The sequence below is a fragment of the Haloarcula sp. HT12 genome (genome assembly GCF_055271655.1).
Genome location: NZ_JBUXKW010000002.1, coordinates 248,741 through 262,738 on the forward strand (window position 1 = coordinate 248,741; position 13,998 = coordinate 262,738).

General features: G+C 66.0%; 15 protein-coding genes. 9 read left to right on the plus strand and 6 right to left on the minus strand.

Going from position 1 to position 13,998, the window contains the following annotated elements; translation table 11 throughout:
* Positions 1-10: 10 nt before the first annotated feature.
* Genes ACY9XZ_RS06410 through argF form a run of 4 tightly spaced genes read left to right on the plus strand, consistent with a single transcriptional unit; the run spans position 11 to position 3,951 of the window.
* Complete coding sequence (locus ACY9XZ_RS06410) at positions 11-871, plus strand: acetylglutamate/acetylaminoadipate kinase (protein WP_463456222.1); 861 nt, start codon at positions 11-13, stop codon at positions 869-871.
* The gene (locus tag ACY9XZ_RS06415; protein WP_463456223.1) at positions 868-1,995 is read left to right on the plus strand and encodes an aspartate aminotransferase family protein; all 1,128 of its coding nucleotides are present in this window, start codon (positions 868-870) and stop codon (positions 1,993-1,995) included. The genes ACY9XZ_RS06410 and ACY9XZ_RS06415 overlap by 4 nt, the downstream gene beginning before the upstream one ends.
* The gene (locus ACY9XZ_RS06420; RefSeq protein WP_463456224.1) at positions 1,992-3,053 is read left to right on the plus strand and encodes a [LysW]-lysine hydrolase; all 1,062 of its coding nucleotides are present in this window, start codon (positions 1,992-1,994) and stop codon (positions 3,051-3,053) included. Before ACY9XZ_RS06415 ends, ACY9XZ_RS06420 begins: the two co-directional genes overlap by 4 nt.
* A gap of 1 nt (position 3,054) precedes the next feature.
* The gene (argF, locus tag ACY9XZ_RS06425) at positions 3,055-3,951 is read left to right on the plus strand and encodes an ornithine carbamoyltransferase (protein ID WP_463456225.1); all 897 of its coding nucleotides are present in this window, start codon (positions 3,055-3,057) and stop codon (positions 3,949-3,951) included.
* A gap of 154 nt (positions 3,952-4,105) precedes the next feature.
* On the opposite strand, the gene ACY9XZ_RS06430 is transcribed toward argF, so the two are convergent.
* Complete coding sequence (locus ACY9XZ_RS06430) at positions 4,106-4,849, minus strand: SDR family oxidoreductase (protein WP_463456226.1); 744 nt, start codon at positions 4,847-4,849, stop codon at positions 4,106-4,108.
* Positions 4,850-4,926: 77 nt separating this feature from the next.
* The gene (locus ACY9XZ_RS06435) at positions 4,927-5,904 is read right to left on the minus strand and encodes a phosphoribosyltransferase (RefSeq protein ID WP_463456227.1); all 978 of its coding nucleotides are present in this window, start codon (positions 5,902-5,904) and stop codon (positions 4,927-4,929) included.
* A 433-nt stretch (positions 5,905-6,337) separates the two neighbouring features.
* On the opposite strand from ACY9XZ_RS06435, the gene ACY9XZ_RS06440 reads away from it, so the two are divergent.
* From ACY9XZ_RS06440 to ACY9XZ_RS06450, 3 genes are all read left to right on the plus strand, one after another.
* Positions 6,338-6,727: a helix-turn-helix domain-containing protein gene (locus ACY9XZ_RS06440; RefSeq protein ID WP_463456228.1), complete on the plus strand. Its 390-nt coding sequence runs from the start codon at positions 6,338-6,340 to the stop codon at positions 6,725-6,727.
* A 58-nt stretch (positions 6,728-6,785) separates the two neighbouring features.
* Positions 6,786-8,177: a threonine synthase gene (gene thrC / locus ACY9XZ_RS06445; protein ID WP_463456229.1), complete on the plus strand. Its 1,392-nt coding sequence runs from the start codon at positions 6,786-6,788 to the stop codon at positions 8,175-8,177.
* Positions 8,178-8,336: 159 nt separating this feature from the next.
* Positions 8,337-9,011 (plus strand): DUF4166 domain-containing protein, encoded by a 675-nt coding sequence (locus tag ACY9XZ_RS06450; protein ID WP_463456230.1) that lies wholly within the window; start codon positions 8,337-8,339, stop codon positions 9,009-9,011.
* Positions 9,012-9,063: 52 nt separating this feature from the next.
* On the opposite strand, the gene ACY9XZ_RS06455 is transcribed toward ACY9XZ_RS06450, so the two are convergent.
* A complete protein-coding gene (locus ACY9XZ_RS06455; RefSeq protein WP_463456231.1) occupies positions 9,064-9,462 on the minus strand; it encodes a hypothetical protein in 399 nt (132 codons plus the stop codon).
* Positions 9,463-9,673: 211 nt separating this feature from the next.
* On the opposite strand from ACY9XZ_RS06455, the gene ACY9XZ_RS06460 reads away from it, so the two are divergent.
* Positions 9,674-10,849 (plus strand): aspartate kinase, encoded by a 1,176-nt coding sequence (locus ACY9XZ_RS06460; RefSeq protein ID WP_463456232.1) that lies wholly within the window; start codon positions 9,674-9,676, stop codon positions 10,847-10,849.
* A gap of 4 nt (positions 10,850-10,853) precedes the next feature.
* On the opposite strand, the gene fer is transcribed toward ACY9XZ_RS06460, so the two are convergent.
* From fer to ACY9XZ_RS06475, 3 genes are all read right to left on the minus strand, one after another.
* The gene (gene fer, locus ACY9XZ_RS06465; RefSeq protein ID WP_463456233.1) at positions 10,854-11,516 is read right to left on the minus strand and encodes a ferredoxin Fer; all 663 of its coding nucleotides are present in this window, start codon (positions 11,514-11,516) and stop codon (positions 10,854-10,856) included.
* Between the two features lie 89 nt (positions 11,517-11,605).
* Positions 11,606-12,304, minus strand: a complete 699-nt coding sequence (locus ACY9XZ_RS06470; protein WP_463456234.1) for a metallophosphoesterase family protein — start codon at positions 12,302-12,304, stop codon at positions 11,606-11,608.
* Positions 12,305-12,386: 82 nt separating this feature from the next.
* Complete coding sequence (locus tag ACY9XZ_RS06475) at positions 12,387-12,995, minus strand: IMP cyclohydrolase (RefSeq protein WP_463456235.1); 609 nt, start codon at positions 12,993-12,995, stop codon at positions 12,387-12,389.
* Between the two features lie 468 nt (positions 12,996-13,463).
* Here ACY9XZ_RS06475 and ACY9XZ_RS06480 point away from each other — a divergent pair, with 468 nt between their 5' ends.
* Positions 13,464-13,895, plus strand: coding sequence for a universal stress protein (locus tag ACY9XZ_RS06480; protein ID WP_463456236.1), 432 nt, complete (start codon positions 13,464-13,466; stop codon positions 13,893-13,895).
* Positions 13,896-13,998: the final 103 nt, after the last annotated feature.

The window sequence follows — 13,998 nt, forward strand, 5'->3', positions numbered from 1 at the left end:
CTGAGTTCTTATGACAGTCGTTATCAAAGTCGGTGGCGCTCGCGCGGTCGACCCCGCGGGGGCGCTTGCGGACGTGGCATCGCTCGTGGCCGATGGTGAACAGGTCGTCGTGGTTCACGGCGGCTCCACCAAAGTCGACGAGACGCTCGAACGGCTCGGCGTCGAACCGGAGTACGTCGAGACGCCGTCGGGCGTCGTCGGCCGGTTCACGGACGAGACCACGATGGAGGTGTTCGAGATGGCCTTCGGCCACCTCAACACCCAGCTCGTCGCCGGTCTCCAGAGCGAGGGCGTCGACGCGGTCGGGCTCAACGGCGTCGACGGCAAACTGCTCTACGGACCGCGGAAGTCCGCAGTGCGGGTCGTCGAGGACGGCAAGAAGAAGATCCGACGTGGCGACCACTCGGGCACGATCAAGCAGGTCAACGGCGACCTGCTGGAGTCGCTGCTCGACGATGGTTACACACCTGTCGCCGCACCGCCGATGGCCGGGGACGATGACGGCGAAATCATTCCCGTTAACACGGACGCCGACCGCTCGGCCGCGGCGATTGCCGGCGAACTCGACGCGCAGTTGGTCCTCCTGACCGATGTCGAGGGCGTCTACGCGGACCCCGATGACCCGTCGACGCTCATCGAATCGGTCGAGACGGCGGCCGACTGGGACGCTCTCGAAGCCGCCGCGGAAGGCTTCATGGGCCGGAAAATCATGGCCGCCGAGGAGGCGCTCGACGGCGGCGCACCCGAGGTCGTGGTGGCCGACGCCAACGCCGAGTCGCCGATTCTGTCGGCGCTCGACGGCGGCGGGACCCACGTGTACGCGAGCGCACTCGAACAGGACACAGACCAGACAGCGACGGAGGAACAATGAGCGGATTCGTCTTCAACGAGAAACCCATCCAGATCGAACGTGGCGACGGTGCCTACGTCTACGACGACAGCGGCACAGAGTACCTGGACATGGGCGCATCCTACGCCTGTGTCCCGTTGGGTCACGGCCACCCGGCAGTCCAGAGCGCCGTCAGCGAGCAGCTAGAGAAGATCACGTACGTCCAGGCGTCGTACCCCAACGCCGAGCGGACGGCCCTGTACGAACTGCTCGCCGACACTGCCCCGGACCCGATTGACAAGACCTGGCTCTGTAACTCCGGGACCGAGGCCAACGAGGCCGCGCTGAAGTTCGCCCGCTCGGCGACGGGCAACTCCAAAATCGTCGCGACGATGCAGGGCTTCCACGGCCGGACGATGGGTGCGCTCGCGACAACGTGGAAGAACAAGTACAAGAAGCCCTACGAGCCGCTCATCGGCGACGTGGAGTTCGTCCCCTACGACGACAGCGAGGCGCTTGAGGAGGCTATCGACGAGGACACGGCCGCGTTCATCGTCGAACCCGTCCAGGGCGAGGGCGGCATCAACCCGGCTTCGGACGGCTACCTCGAAGCCGCGCGGGAGATTACCGAAGACGCCGGGGCGGCGCTCATCTTCGACGAGGTCCAGACCGGGATGGGTCGGACCGGTGCGCTGTGGAACTCCCAGCGGGCCGATGTTGCCCCCGATATGATAACCGCGGCGAAGGGGCTGGGCAATGGCCTCCCCGTCGGCGCGACGCTCTGCCGTGACTGGATCGCCGAAGACTACGGCTCCCACGCCTCGACGTTCTCCGGCGGGCCGGTCATCTCCGCGGCCGCCGGCGCGACGGTTTCGACCGTCGTCGAGGACGACGTTCCCGAAAACGCCGCTGCGATGGGCGACTACCTCCAGACGGAACTTGAGGCGGCCATCGGCGACGAGGTGCGGGACATCCGCGGCGAGGGCCTGATGATCGGCGTCGAGGTTGGCCGCGGCGCGAACGCGGCGCTGAAGGAACTCGCGTTGAACCACCAGGTGCTCGCACTGCCGGCCGGCCGGACCGTCGTCCGGCTGCTCCCGCCGCTGACCATCGACGAGACCCACGCCGACGCTGTCGTCGAGGCGATGGCGGAGGTGGTCGAATGAGCGAAGCCGCGAGCCGGGAGGCCGACACCGAGGCACGGGACCTGCTGGAAGCGGTCGTCCGCATCCCGTCGGTCTCGCGCAACGAGGGCGAGGCGGCCCAACGGATGGTCGAGTTCTTCGAGGCCCACGGCCGCGAGGCGTGGCTTGACGAGGTCGGCAACGTCCGCGCGCCCGCAGATGACGGCGTTTTGCTCACCTCGCACATCGACACGGTTCCGGGGGACATTCCGGTCCGTGTCGAGGAGACCGACGAGGGCGACGTGCTGTGGGGCCGCGGGAGCGTCGACGCGAAAGGACCGCTGTGTGCGATGGCCGTCGCCGCGGTCCGCACCGGGGCCTCGTTCGTCGGCGTCGTCGGCGAGGAAGTCGACTCGAAGGGTGCCCGGTTCCTCGTGGAGGACCGCGACACCGCACCCGACGCAGTCATCAACGGCGAACCCTCCGGCTGGGAGGGCATCACGCTGGGCTACCGCGGCCTGCTGGCGGGCACCTACGTCGCGACCAGCGAATCCGGCCACTCATCGCGCCCGGAGAACAACGCGATTCAGGACGCCATCGACTGGTGGTCGGCGGTCGACGACGAGTTCGACGACGACGAGTGGCATCCGGTGTTCGAGCAGGTCACCTGCAAGCCCGTCGAGTTCGAGGGTGGCCCCTCCACCGACGGGCTGAGTGTCGAGGCGACGATGGACGTGCAACTGCGGGTGCCGCCGGAGTACACCACTGACGAGATTCGAGAGATAGCTGACGGCTACCTGACCAACGGGACCGTCAACTGGAACGATAGAGTCGAACCGGTGATGCAGAGCCCCCGGACCAGCGCCGCCAGAGCGTTCCGGGCTGCGATTCGACAACAGGGCGGCGAGCCGACGCTGCTTCGCAAGACCGGCACCAGCGACATGAACGTCTTCGCGAAAGCGTGGGACTGCCCGATGGTGACCTACGGTCCCGGCGACTCCGATCTCGATCATGCACCGAACGAGCACCTCCCGCTCGGCGAATACGACCGCGCCGTTGCGGTGCTTGAAACCGCCACCGAACGCCTGCTGGAGGACTGACATGGACGTACTCGATGTCGACGACCTCACGACCGACGAACTGACGACCGTCCTCGACCGCGCCGCGGCGATCAAGGCCGACCACGGCGAGGGGAGTCCGAGCGACCTGCTGGACCAGCAGACACTGGGGATGATCTTCGAGAAACCCTCGACGCGGACCCGGGTCTCCTTCGAGACGGGGATGACCCAGTTAGGTGGGCACGCTGTCTTCCTCGGCCCCGACGACATCCATCTGGGTCACGGCGAACCAGTCAGGGACACCGCCCGCGCGCTCGGCCGCTACGTCGATTTCATCATGGCGCGCGTGTTCGACCACGCCGATGCCGAGGAACTGGCCGAATACGCCGAAGTCCCGGTCATCAACGGCCTGACCGACGACGCCCACCCCTGCCAGACGCTGGCCGACCTGCTGACCATTCGCGAGCGGTTTGGCGACTTCGAGGACGTCTCCGTGGCGTGGGTCGGTGACGGCAACAACGTTTGCCAGTCCTTCGTCATTGGCGCGGCGATGGTCGGTCTCGACCTCACTGTCGCCACCCCGGCGGGCTACGGCATCTCTGACGATGTCGCCGACCGCGCCGCTGCCTTCGGCAACGCGCCGGAGACGACCCACGACCCCGGGACCGCCGTCGCCGACGCCGACGTGGTGTACTCCGACGTGTGGGTCAGCATGGGCCAGGAGGACAAGCGCGGCCAGAAGCTCGAAGATTTCGAGGGCTTCCAGATCACGACGGAACTGCTCGGAGACCGGCCGTTCATGCACTGCCTCCCCGCCCACCGCGGCGAGGAGGTCACCGACGACGCCATCGAGTCGGAGAACGCCGTCGTCTGGGATCAGGCGGAGAACCGCCTGCACGCCCAGAAGGGGCTGCTCGCGTGGCTGGCCGAGCAAAAATAAAACGGGCTGTACGAGACTATCCGCGGCCGAAGGCCGCGGTTCACGGAATCGCCGCTCGCGGCGATTCCGCCTTTTTCGCCCACGTTTTTCGAGGAGGGTTCCCACAGCGGCGCTTCGCGCCGCGAGGAAACCCGACGATGAAAAAGGTGGTTGTCTAGAAGTGGCTAAACTTGTCCCGCCGGAACACGTCGATGCTGTTGATCGTCGTCGGCGGGTCCTGCCCCATGGCGAAGGCGATGGCGTCGGCCACCTCCCCGGGTTCGGTCACCTCGCCCGGTTCGAACCGTTCCTCGAAGGGGGTCCCTTCCGCGGAGCCGAACTCCGACCGGACTTCCGAGGGATTGACGACGGTGACGCCGATGTCGTCGTCGCCGACCTGGCCCGCGAGGCTGTGGGCGAAGCCGCGAAGCCACCACTTCGTGGCGGCGTAGACGGGGTTGAACGGTCGCGGATACTGACCGGCGAAGCTGCCGACGAACACGAGCGAGCCAGCGGTCGCCCGGAGATGGGGCAGTGACTCGCGGGCGGTGTAGAACGCGCCGTCGACGTTGACGCCCATCATCGTCCGGTACTGCTCGTCGGACAGCGTCTCCACGTCCGAACCGCGACCGACGCCGGCGTTGACGACGACGCCGTCGAGCGACCCGAGCGTTTCGACGGTCGATTCGACGGCGGCCGCGACCTGTGCCCGGTCGCTCACGTCGGCCGGCACGACGTGGGCGTCGACGTCGTGATCGGCGGTGATTTCGTCGGCCAGTTCAGCGAGGCGGTCCTCCCGGCGGGCGACCAGCGCCACGTCCGCCCCGTCGCGTGCCAACTTTCGGACGGTCGCCGCGCCGATTCCCGAACTCGCGCCGGTGACGAGTGCAGTCGTCCCGGATAGTGGTCCCGAAGCCATGGTCTGACCCACGGGCGTCTCGGGGTTAGCGTTTGGGCCCGGCGATTCACGACGCGGCGACGGCCGACCGCCGCGAGTCAGAGAAAGACCGACGAGGCCCGCTTGACGAAGTCGACGGGATCGGACCGGAGCTGTTCGACGTATCTGAGCGGGTCGGATTTGACGGCCTCGATAGACAGCCGGCCGTTTCTGGCGACGCGGTTCAGGTACCCCTGCTGGAGCATGCGGTTTTGCTCCTTGCTGTAGACGGGTTTGCTCGTCTGCATGGCAATCGTCCGCGCCTGGGAGTGGGAACTCTCGATGAATAGCTTTGCGTCCGAGGACTGGTACACCTCGGCCTTGTACTCGCCGTGGTTGCCCGCGGCCATTCGTGTTTCCTTGTCCGGATACTGCATCATCACCAGCTCGTCGTACTCGATCCCGTGTTCGTCGAGCCAGGCGGCGGTTTCGCTGCGGTACTTCTCCAGCCGACAGGTGACGATCTTCCCGATTGTCACCGAGGGCACGCAGATCGGGTCGACAGTCGCGATGAACTCCCGGTATTTCGCCCCGTCGTCGTTCTCTTCCGGCGTGGGGTCACGGCAGAGGACGCCGTCCAGGTCGACGCAGGACTGCGTGAGGAAGTCGTGGTGCATCATGTTCCACTCGAACACCCGGGGGAATTCGAGGGTCTGTGCGTACGTATCGACGAACCGCTCGGAACCGTTATCGACGTACACAGCGCCGTAATACACGTCAGCGGACAGCTGAAACCCGTTAATCGTCGACTGTGCGTCGGTCATTGCGTTCCCGGTGTAGACAGTGTCGTCGACGACCAGTATCTTCGAGAACGCCGAGATGTCGAACTCACCGTCGTATCGCTCTCCCGTCTGGAGGAGTCGCCCCTCCCGGAGGCCGTCGATATCTGTCATCGGGAGGTTGAGATATAGCGAGAGTAAATTCGACACTAACATCCCGCTTCTGGGTATCCCAACAATCAGATCTAGATCGTCTGGTAAGTCAACGATCCACTCCTGCGTATCGGCACTGAGATGGGCGAAACTCCTGTAATTCATTGGTTTTCAAGGATTAGGAAGTATTAGCATCCTCGCCGTAGCTCGAAATCCACGAAGAGAAATGCGCTTACCTCTCTCTCAAATGACATTAGTGGGTGAGTATTAATGCTTTTGATTTTGAAATTATTCACAACAGTCAGATCGACCTGACCGCCAGGCCGTGTCCCCTAATCCGTATCAGGGTACTTCTCCACCCGAAACAGCACCCTTTTCGATGAGTTTGTCAACATCTCTCACAGTAATCGCTGTTGCTGTGGCCCCGACAGCCGGCGGTTCCAGTTGAAACGGTCGCACTTTTGCTATTATTGGTAACTGTTTGCACGGTAGCTCTCCCGACCGGTCGGAACTGCATGGGTGCGGAAAGAGTGGGATCCGAAGCGGTGAGGTTGAGGTAACGACCCAGTTTATGCGGGTCGGAACAATACAGGTGGGTATGTCTGTCAACCCGTCTCCGGACCAGTTTCACGAACTCATGGTCGACGACGAACCGGCGCTCTCTGACGTGATGGCCTGCGTGTTCGGCGTGCAGGAACACGAGGTACGGACGTACCAGACGCTGCTTGAGACACCTGCAAGCACCGTTGAGGAACTCGCTGACGAACTTGGACGGGACCGCTCGAACGTCAACCGGTCGCTGTCGACGCTCCGCGAGAAGGGGCTCGCGACGCGGAAACGGCGGTTGCTCGACGGCGGCGGCCACGTGTACCAGTACACCGCGACACCGCTGTCGGAGGCCCGCGAACTGATGCACGAGACACTCGACGAGTGGACCGCCGCGGTCCATCACCGCATCGACGAGTTCGACGCCAGTCCCAGCGAGTGACACGCCGTGAGCGCCGGCGGTGTGGCTGGCAACCGTCCGACTTTTGCCCACTGGGGGCATGGTCCCGACAATGGCTGACCTACAACTCACCGACGACGTGCCGCCGGTTGCCGACGACGGCGTCTGGCTGGCCTGTATCGAGTGTGGTGAGACGTTCGCTCCCTTCGACGCGATCCGCTACACCTGCGACGACTGCGACGGCCTGCTTGAGGTCCGCTACGATGACTTGCCGACCTTCGAGGAATTCGATGGGTCGGGCGTTTGGCGGTACAACGCCGCCCTGCCCTTCGAGGAGGGCGTCACGCTCCCCGAGGGTGACACGCCGCTGCACGAGATGCCGCGCCTGAAAGACGACATCGGCGTCGACGCGCTCCGCGTGAAACACGAGGGGATGAACCCCACCGGCTCGTTCAAGGACCGCGGCATGACCGTCGGCGTCCGAGTCGCCCAGGAGGTCGGCGTCGACCGACTGGCCTGTGCCTCGACGGGCAACACCTCCGCCGCGCTGGCGGCCTACGGCGCTCGCGGCGGCATGGAGACGCTCGTCCTTCTGCCCGCCGGGAAGGTCGCGGCCGGCAAAATCGCACAGGCGAGCCTCCACCGCGCGCGCATCCTCGAAGTCGACGGCAACTTCGACCAGTGTCTCGACATCGTCCAGGATCTGGCGGCCCGCGGCGAGGCCTACCTGCTGAACTCGCTGAACCCCTTCCGCCTGGAGGGCCAGAAGACCATCGGGCTGGAGATCATGGAGGAGTTCTACGCCGACCACGGCGAGTACCCGGACCGCATCGTTCTGCCGGTCGGCAACGCCGGCAACACCGCCGCGCTGTACAAGTGCTTCCGCGAACTCGTCAAGGCCGGCGCTATCACCGAAGACCAGGTCCCCAAACTCACCGGCGTCCAGGCGGAGGGTGCCGCCCCGATGGTCGAGGCCATCGAGAACGGCTACGAGGACACCCGCCGCTGGGAGGACGTCGAGACCCGTGCAACCGCCATCCGCATCGGCAACCCCGTCAACGCGCCGAAGGCGCTGCCGGGTATCCGGGAGACCGGCGGCACCGCCGTCGCCGTCTCCGACGAGGAAATCACCGAAGCACAGCGCGACATCGCCGGGGAAGGCGTCGGCGTCGAGCCCGCTTCCGCCGCCTCCGTCGCCGGCCTCCGGAAGCTCCGCCGCGAGGGCGTCGTCGGCGGGGACGAGTCGGTCGTCTGCCTGACGACGGGGCACCTGCTCAAGGATCCCGAAGCGGCCGCCGAGGCCGGGAACGAACCGGAACCGGTCGCCAACAGCACCGAGGCCGTGCTGGAGCTCATCGAGGAACCGGCGTCAGTCGGTGAGACGGTTCGGCGACAGGCGTCGAAGGTCGCCGACTCGCCGCTGCTCCCGGGGCTGGTCGCCGGCGGGCTCGGCCTGGCGTATCTGTATCGCAAACTCCGCTCGAAGGAGTAACCGCGGCGCTCAAGGGTTCTCTACTCGCCGTTTCAGCCCAGCAGACATATCTATCTGGCTCGGGAATGCCGAGGCAATGACCAGACAGAGACCGGTGGTACGTGCGGTGGGGCAGATTCCGGACAGAGGATTCCCGACAGCACCGGCTCAGGTGGCGCTGTGACGGGCGTCTACGAGCGGGCGCTGGGTGAGGCCGCGGCCGAACTCCATCCGAAGGTCCGCGACCGGTACAGCCTCGGGGCGGACGACGGGACGGTCTGTGTCGGCCGCGGCGAGATGGATATCACCCGCGGAACGCTGGTCCTGCCGGCGCTGTACGCGATGACGACCCAGAACATGCTGTTTCCAGAATCCGGGGAGCGCGTGCCGTTCTCCGTGACGACGGTGGCCTACACGACGGCCGGAGGGAACGAGGCCATGACGACTCGCCGCGCGTTCGACTTCGGCGACACCACTCGCCTGTTCGACTCGCTGACCGTCTGGGACGCCGAGGCCGAGCGGCTGCTCGACTTTCTGGGAACCCACGGCCGAATCGCCAGCGAACTCCACCCGCGGGTCGAGGACGGCGCGCTCGTGGTCGCCGGCGGCCGGCAGTGGGCCCGTCTGGGTAACCGGTACGTCCCGCTGCCGGGGCCGCTGGCCGCCGACGTTGAGGTGCGCGACCGCTACGACGAAAGCGACGAGCGGTACCACGTCACTGCGACTGTCGAGAACGGCCTCGTGGGCCACATGCTTGGCTATCACGGGACGTTCACGCAGGAGCAGACCGCCGGCGAGGGCACGCCCGACGAGTTACGTATCGTCCGCGGCCTCGACCAACTGCCGCCGCGATGAGCGACCGTGCCAGCCACCCGTAGCGGTCCCGTCACAATCCTGTCCGCGGCGCTCAGTGTTCCGCGCGCTCGGGCTCTAACCGATAGCGCGTCGTCTCCCGTCCGTCGAACCGCGGGCCGGTTCCGGTGGAGGTGAACCCGACCGCCTCGACGGCGGCCTGGACCTGTGATTCGTCTTCCGGAAGCAGTAGCTCCACAGACATGTGTTCCCGGCGGGCGAACTCGATAGGGTCGGAAAGCAGTTCCTCGCAGGCGTCGCTCGACCCGGCCAGTTGGGTCACGTGGACGGTCCCACGCTCGGCGTCGAAGCTCACGAAGCCCACAATGTCGTCGTCCTCCTCGGCCACGCGGACGGTGCGGTCGTGGACGAGGTTCCGCATCACGTCCGGCGGCCCGTCGGCGAGGGCGGCCAGTCGCTCGGCGTCGTCCTCGACAGCGTCACGGATATTCATGTCTGTGTGTGGGAACCCCACGCAAATAAACCGTGTGTCGGCGGCAGCCGGACGCCCCTGGTTGCGCTCACCTCCGCGAGGATAGGGCTTCACACGACGGAATCGACCGGTCACCGTCGACGGTGTGGTGCGGTCACAGATGAACACAGTTATCCCGAGCGACGGTTAACGCGAGGGCAATGGTTCACATGCACACGGACACGGTGGTAGCATGCGCGTAGTCGCCAAGTTCGGCGGGACGAGTCTCGGCAGCGGCGACCGCATCAACCGGGCCGCGGACTCGATTGCCGCGGCCGTCCAGCAGGGCCACGAGGTCGCGGTCGTCGCCTCGGCGATGGGCAACACGACCGACGAACTGCTCGAAGAGATCAACTACGACGCCGACTCCGCCGACCGCGCGGAGATCGTCTCGATGGGCGAACGGACCTCCGTCCGGATGCTCAAGGGCGCACTCGCCGCCCGCGGCATCGATGCGGTGTTCCTCGAACCCGGCAGCGAGGACTGGCCGATCATCACCGACGAGTACGGCGAGGTCGACGTCGAGGAGACCCAGAAGCGCGCCCACGCGCTGGCCGGCCAGCTCAAGGACGTCGTCCCGGTCATTACCGGCTTCCTGGCCGAGGACCACCAGGGCAACGTGACGACGCTCGGCCGCGGCGGCTCCGACACGAGTGCCGTGATGATGGGCGACTACATGGACGCCGACGAGGTCGTCATCGTCACTGACGTCGAGGGCGTCATGACCGGGGACCCCCGCGTCGTCGAGGGCGCTCGCAACGTCGGCAAGATCTCCGTCGACGAACTCCGTTCGCTGTCGTTCCGCGGGGCCGAGGTGGTCGCGCCGTCGGCGCTGTCGTACAAGACCGGCGACCTCGGGGTTCGCGTCGTCCACTACCAGCACGGCGATCTGCTCTCCGGTGGCACGTCTATCGAGGGCGAGTTCCAGAACCTCATCGACCTGCAGGAACAGCCCATCGCCTGCGTGACCGTCGCCGGCCGCGCCATCCGGAACAGCCCGGGTATCCTCGCAGACCTCGCCAGCGCCATCGCGGACGAGGAGATCAACATCGAGGCCAACTCCTCGGGGATGGACTCGCTGACGTTCTACGTCGACGAGGACGACGCCGAGGAGGCCGAGGCGCTGCTCCACGCGCGTATCGTCGACGACGAGACGCTCTCGTCGGTCACCGTCGAAGACGAGATCGCCGTCATCCGCGTCACCGGCGGCGACCCGAGCCAGTCGGCGCTGGCCCACCAGGTCGTCGCACCGCTTGCCGACGCCCACATCCACCTCTACGACGTGATTACGTCCGCGACATCGGTCTCCGTGTTCGTCCCGTGGGAGGACCGCGAACAGGCCCTCTCGCTCGTCCAGGACGTGTTCTGAGTTTTTAATCGGTCGAGGAGGCCTGTTCGAACCGGCTCGCGGGCAGCAGGAGTTCGCTGACTTCGGGGAGGTGTTTGAGATTGTAGACGATCTTCGCGTCGGCAGAGATCGGTGCGGCGATACAGGACAGCCGAATCCCCTTCTCGGTGAGGTCCGGCGGGAGGATGTGACTCGCCGGCGACGGCATCTCGCCCTCGACCACCGCGACCGCGCAGTTCGTACACGCGCCGCCGCGGCAGGCGAAGGGCCACGCGAAGCCGTTCTTCTCGGCCGCCTCCAGCAGCGTGTCGTTCGGGTCGACGTAGAAGCGGCCGAAGTCGGTCGAACGCAGGCCCGCATCGGCGGCTTTCTCGAACAGGTCCTCGTCGCCGAGCGCCCAGCCGTGGTCCTCAAGCACCTCGAAGTTGAGAAACTCCACCAGTGGATCGTCCGGTTCCGGTGGAGCCTCCTCGGCCTCGGGCTCGGATTCGGGCGTCTCGTCCGGCAGCGGGTCGCCGGGCTCGTAGCCGTTCTGCAGCCGCTCGTAGGCCGTTTTCACCGCCTGGAACTCGGCCGTCGAACCGCCCTGGTCCGGATGGGCCTCCTTCACCCGCTCGCGGTACGCGTCGACGATCTCCCCGTCGTCGGCGTCCGGCGTGATTCCGAGGACCTCGAATGGGGAATCCACACGCTATAGTAGCGGTCACGGACATAAATTCCCTCGTCCCGCTGCAGTATCTGCAGGCTGCCGGCGCGGGCGACCTGCGACCTGTGTCATTACCGGCCCTGCGTCAGCCGAAAACCGATTTCCCGCGGGAGGCCGGCGTCCTCAACCGCGTCGATCACCGCGCTCGTGTCGTATTCCACGCGGTGCTCCTCGACAGCCAGGTCAGCGAGGTCGAGCACGGCGTAGGCGGCCCGGTGGTCCCTGTCGCGGGGCTGGCCCACGCTGCCGGGGTTCATCACGATCCCGTCGTCGTACACCTCGTGGTGTTGCTGGTGTGTGTGGCCCATCACCAACACGTCCTCCTCGCCCAGCAGGCCCGGGCCGAACTCCTCGGGGAACGTGTAGTGGTCCGGGTCGTCCGGATGGCCGTGGACAACTTTCACCCGGCCGTCACACACGCGGCGCTCGTCGGGCAGCGCCGCCAGCCACGCCATCTGTTCGCCGGATAACTGTTCTGTGGCGTGTTCGACGCCGGCCTGGGCCATTCCGTTGAACGCGAACGGCGTCTCGACAGCGACGGCTCTGTCGTGGTTGCCCATCACCGTCGGGACTTCCTCGGTCGGCCAGGGAACGTCGTCCGGGAGCGCGTCGGCGTGCCCGCGCATCGCGTCGACACAGTCACCGTGCCAGGGGTTGTAGCCGACCACGTCGCCCGCACAGATCAGTCCGTCGACCGCCGGCATGTCCGCTAACACCGCCGCTAACGCCACCCGGTTGCCGTGGATATCAGAGAGTATGCCGAGCCTCATTGCTAGTGTCTACCCCCTGTGGGGTCTTGAGTGTCGGTACTGGCTCAGTATTTGTGTCCGCTGTGTGCTTGCGGCCAGTTGCTCACTCCCCGTTGTACACTGCCACGTCGAACTCGTCCGCCGACCCAGCGACGCCGGCCGAACAGACGGCGTGTTCGTACTCGTGGTCGTACACCTCGCGGGCCGCTTCGCCCGCGTCGGTCGCGGCCAGGTCGAACGCCGTTGGACTGTTCTCCTCGTAGGTCGCCACCAGCGTCGGCTCGGTGACCTCCTCGACGAGCAGCGCGTCCCGGCGGACGGTGCCGATGACTGCACCCGGCCCGTCGGCGTTCGTCGTCGGGTCCGCCGCGTCGACGCCGACGATGCCGGCGACCCGCGGCGTGTCGTAGTCGTCCTTCTCGAAGTCAAGCGACAGGAGCGGCTCGGCGATGGCGTCCCGCGCCGGATAGCCCAGTTCGAGCTTTTCGGCGATGGGATCGACGTGCGAGCCGTTCCCGACGACCGCGCCGCGCTCGGTGACGCGCACGCCGTTGTAGGAGATGTAGGGATTGTCCGTCTCCGGCGCGTCCGGCGTCGGTTCGACGGTGACCGTGCCGTCGCGCTGTACTGCCTGGCGGTTGGGGAACGAGCGCGAGGAGACGCGGTACGCGCCGACCTCGGGACTGACGACGACGAATCGTCCGACGTACATACGCGAGTGTGCACGGCACCACGAAAAAGCGCTGTCGATGTTCGGCGCCGCGTGGTGCCACCTGCTGTGGAATCAGGCCGAGCATTTGAGAGCTGGTGGCACAGGCCATGCGGCGATGAATCGCGCAACGCTTACAAAGGGGCACCCGATACTGTAGAGTGCGCACAGTCCATTGGGGTAGAGGCCAATCCTGAAGCCTTCTGGGGGCTTCGACCCTGGTTCGAATCCAGGATGGACTATTTCTGCGGCGAGCAAACTCGCGAGCCGCGAAATCGTAATTACTGATTCGAACCCCGCCAGTCGCGCGCAGCGAAGCGAGCACGTCTGGCTCCGGTTCGAATCCAGGATGGACTATTTTTGTGGCGAGCAAATCCGTGAGCGAGAGAACCGTGATTACCGATTCCGAGCGCGGTTGCCGGCCGCTTGCCTCGCCACTGGCTACTTATAGTTCCCTTCCAGAGAGAACATATGGCACCGACGCACGTCCTCGTCCCGCTGGACGGGTCACCGCTGGCTGACGAGGCGCTGGCGTACGCGCTGGAGACGTTCGACTGTCGGATTACAGTTCTGAACGTCGTCGCGCCGCTCGATACGGGGATGAGCGAAGGCGGGATGCTCGAACCGGACGCGGACCGCCGGGAGGCGGCCGACGAGCGGGCCGCGAACCTCGTCGATCGGGCATCACGGCAGGCCGACGAGGCCGGCCGACAGGTCGAGACGGCAGTCGAGACCGGTAATCCGGCGGAGACGATTCTGGACTACGTCGCGGAGTCCGACGTCGAGCAGGTGGTGATGGGCGGTCACGGCGGGACACGAAACGAGATCGCCCGGCGGTTGCTGGGGACCGTTGCGACGGCGGTCGTCAGCGAAGCGCCGGTGACAGTGACGGTCGTCCGGTAGCGGCGCGTACGGATTGTCGTAGATTATTTCGGGTTTCCACTGATCCCGAGTGATCAGCGCAACTTCTGAGTACTGGACACCGTAGACAGCCAGAAAGCCCCGC